We start from the raw sequence: 2,971 nt of genomic DNA, 5'->3' as shown, positions 1-2,971 counted from the left end.
GCGCGGGAACTTCGCGCTCGCGACCTTGCCGGTCTCGCGATCGACGAGGGCGTACCCCCGGTCGCCCAGCAGGCCACGGTCGGTCACCTCGCCCGCGTTGAGCTGCTCCCCTATCATCGACTTCACGGGATAGCGCCACAGCGCAACGACGGTCGCGACCACGTCAGCTGGCATATCCGTCCCTCCGGGTCTCGGCCTTGTCCTAGCTCGCGTGCCCTCCACGATACGGCGCGATTCCTGCCACAGCGAACGCACGCTGCGGGGGAAGAGCGTCAGTGCAACTGCAATTCCCAATTGCGCGGTACGCGGCCAGCCGGTCCCGGCACGGGCTGATCCAGCGGGTGATGTCGCGGGGGAGCCAACGGCAGACCGTCCGCGAACTCCTCGGTGGCGTAATTCCAGAACCAGTCCTCACCCGGCTCGTAGCTTTGGATGATGGGATGGCCGGCCGCAGCCGCGTGGTGGCTGGCGTGCTGGGACGGCGATGAGTCACAGCAGCCGATGTGACCGCACCGAGCGCAACGACGGAGGTGAAACCACCAGCCATCGGAGGCGAGGCACTCGACGCAGCCCGACCCGCTTGGCGGGACCGCGGGATCGGTCTCGTTCTCAGCCGACATTGATCACCCATTCACCAAAATAGCGGTTCGAAGTATGCAGTTCGGAGTTTTTCAGGGCTCGGCTCGCTCCTGGCCAAACGTGCAGTCGAGCGTGACCTTGTCCGCCGTCGCGTGACCCGAGCGCCACGCACCAAGCATAGTGATGCCAATTCTCATGACGCCATCTGCCCTCCCCGCCACCCTCGATCGCCGGACGCTGAATCGCGCCCTCCTGGCTCGCCAGCTGCTCCTTCGCCGCGAGACGCGTCCGGTCCCGGAGGTGATCGAGCATCTCGTAGGGCTTCAGGCACAGGTTCCCGCCGATCCGTATGTCGCGCTCTGGTCGCGTCTCGAAGGTTTCGATCCCGAGGAGTTGGGCCTGCTGATCACCGAGCGTCGCGCGCTCCGGGCGCCGCTGATGCGCGCCACCATCCACCTGGTCACGGACCGTGACGCACTCGAGCTGTACCTCGTCATGCGCCCGGTCCTGCGCCGGACGTTCTCTTCGCAGAGCCCGTTTGGGCGCAACCTGGCTGGCGTCGATCTGGACGCCGTGGTGGCCGCCGGCCGGGCGATGATCGAGGAGCGGCCGAGGACGCGCGCCGAGCTCCGAACGCTTCTCGGGCCCCGGTGGCCGGATCGCGATCCTGCCTCCCTGGCACAGGCGGTCACGTACCTGCTGCCGCTGGCACAGGTTCCGCCGAGAGGCGTCTGGAAACGCGCTGGCCAGGCCAAGTGGGCCACGATCGAAGCATGGCTGGGTCGCCCGCTGGCCACCGATACGTCCCCGGAACCGGTGATCCTGCGCTACCTGGCCGCGTTCGGTCCGGCCACGGTTGGCGATATTCGAACCTGGTGTGGGCTGTCCGGGATCCGCGAGGTTATCGAGCGCCTTCGGCCCCGCCTACGTACCTTTCGCGACGAATCCGGACGGGAGCTGTGGGACGTGCCCGATGCACCGATTCCCGACCCGGACACGCCCGCTCCGGTCCGTTTCCTGCCCGAATACGACAACGTCGTCCTTTCCCACGACGACCGCAGCCGGATCATCGATGACGACGATCGCCGGCGGGTGCTCGCCGCGGCGTATGTAGGCAGCTTCGGAACGATTCTCATCGATGGGTTTGCACGAGCCACGTGGCGGATGGCCCGCCAGCCCGGTCGCGCGAGCCTCCGGATTGGCCTCCTGGACCCCTTGTCAGAGTCGGATCTCGACGACGTGACCAACGAGGGCGAGCGCTTGCTGGCCTTCGTCGAGCCCGGTGCCGAGACCCGTGAAGTCCAGTTTCAGCGTCTGTCCACCGCCTGACGGCCACCTGTCCACCCGGGAGCCATCGGTGGAAAGGAATGTGGACAAGTTGGTGGACATCACCCCTTCCGGGCGCCGCCATCGGCTCCTACCATTCGCCCCCGACGCCTAGGATCGGTGTCCGGTCGTCCTCATCCATCCCGTCCTTATCGAGTCGCCTCCTCGCCGTGGTCAAGATCGATCCCGCCTACCCGGTCGTCGACGCTTCCCTGGAGCGCCCGCCGGACAGCGACCCGCCCGCCGCGCCGCCACCCGAGGTGGCCGAGTTCATCCGCTTCTGCCACCACCGCCGTCCGCGCGCGTGGCCCGACCTGTATGACGAAATGTGGGTCGTTGCCGCACGGCGCGAGTTCAATGGATGGGGGTTCGAGCAGCTCGAAGCCTATGGCGTGACCTTTTCGTTGTTCGAGATGCCGCGACTCGCCCGCTGGGTGGGGGAGGTGGTGGCCGCCTTGCCCGACGTGCGCGAAGCGACCGTCGTGGGTCCGCTCGGCGACTAGCTTGAACGCCCGCTGCCGCGCGCGCCGCCCCCATCGGCGTCCAACGAGGTTCCGGATCGGATCCGGTCTGACGGTCTAGCGGTCCGGTCTCAGCCGCCGTTCGCGCCCTGGCGAGTTATCCACGTTGGCTTGTTTGGGGCGCCCAGATATCCACAATTCACTAGGTGTGGCGGCTCAGTAGGTGTGGCGGCGCGCCATCTCGGTCTCGATGAGCTGCTCCATGAGCAGGTATTTCTCGATTCGACGCCGCAGCTCGTTGGCCTCGGGGGTGTACAGGTGCACGAACTGCTGCAACTGAAGGGAAAGCTTGCGTGATGTGATCCGGGCGTGATCCAGGTTCCGGCGCAGGAGGGTCTGGTCCATGCGCCGCAGGTGCTCCGGGTTCAGCAGGTCCTCGTCACGCAGCAGGCCCTTGTCGATCTCCAGCTGCGTGGGCTGGAGCTGGGGCGGCGGTCCTGAGGACTCCGTGGCCATGGCCCGATGAGTCTAGCCTGTCTATTCTTGTCCGGGTCCCCGTAGCTCAGTGGACCAGAGCGGCTGCCTTCTAAGCAGCGGGTCGCAGG

The 2,971-nt window shown here is 66.8% G+C and carries 5 protein-coding genes; 2 read left to right on the top strand and 3 right to left on the bottom strand.

From position 1 onward, the window contains the following. Positions 1-174: MOSC N-terminal beta barrel domain-containing protein (locus tag AABM41_09715; GenBank protein ID MEK6192574.1), on the bottom strand; the 174-nt coding region annotated here is incomplete at its 3' end. Positions 175-272: 98 nt separating this feature from the next. Beyond that, on the bottom strand, positions 273-620 hold the full coding sequence (locus tag AABM41_09710) for a UBP-type zinc finger domain-containing protein (GenBank protein ID MEK6192573.1): 348 nt from the start codon (positions 618-620) through the stop codon (positions 273-275). Between the two features lie 142 nt (positions 621-762). On the opposite strand from AABM41_09710, the gene AABM41_09705 reads away from it, so the two are divergent. Next, positions 763-1,908, top strand: a complete 1,146-nt coding sequence (locus tag AABM41_09705) for a winged helix DNA-binding domain-containing protein (protein ID MEK6192572.1) — start codon at positions 763-765, stop codon at positions 1,906-1,908. Between the two features lie 167 nt (positions 1,909-2,075). Beyond that, positions 2,076-2,408 carry a hypothetical protein gene (locus AABM41_09700; GenBank protein MEK6192571.1) on the top strand — a complete coding sequence of 111 codons (333 nt, stop codon included), beginning with the start codon at positions 2,076-2,078 and terminating at the stop codon, positions 2,406-2,408. A 174-nt stretch (positions 2,409-2,582) separates the two neighbouring features. Here AABM41_09700 and AABM41_09695 read toward each other — a convergent pair whose 3' ends face one another. After that, positions 2,583-2,882: a hypothetical protein gene (locus AABM41_09695; GenBank protein ID MEK6192570.1), complete on the bottom strand. Its 300-nt coding sequence runs from the start codon at positions 2,880-2,882 to the stop codon at positions 2,583-2,585. Between the last annotated feature and the right edge of the window lie 89 nt (positions 2,883-2,971).

It is taken from the genome of Chloroflexota bacterium (genome assembly GCA_038040195.1).
Taxonomy (GTDB): domain Bacteria; phylum Chloroflexota; class Limnocylindria; order QHBO01; family QHBO01; genus DASTEQ01.
Note: the sequence above shows the minus strand (reverse complement) of the source record. Positions and strands in the feature narration are given on the sequence as shown.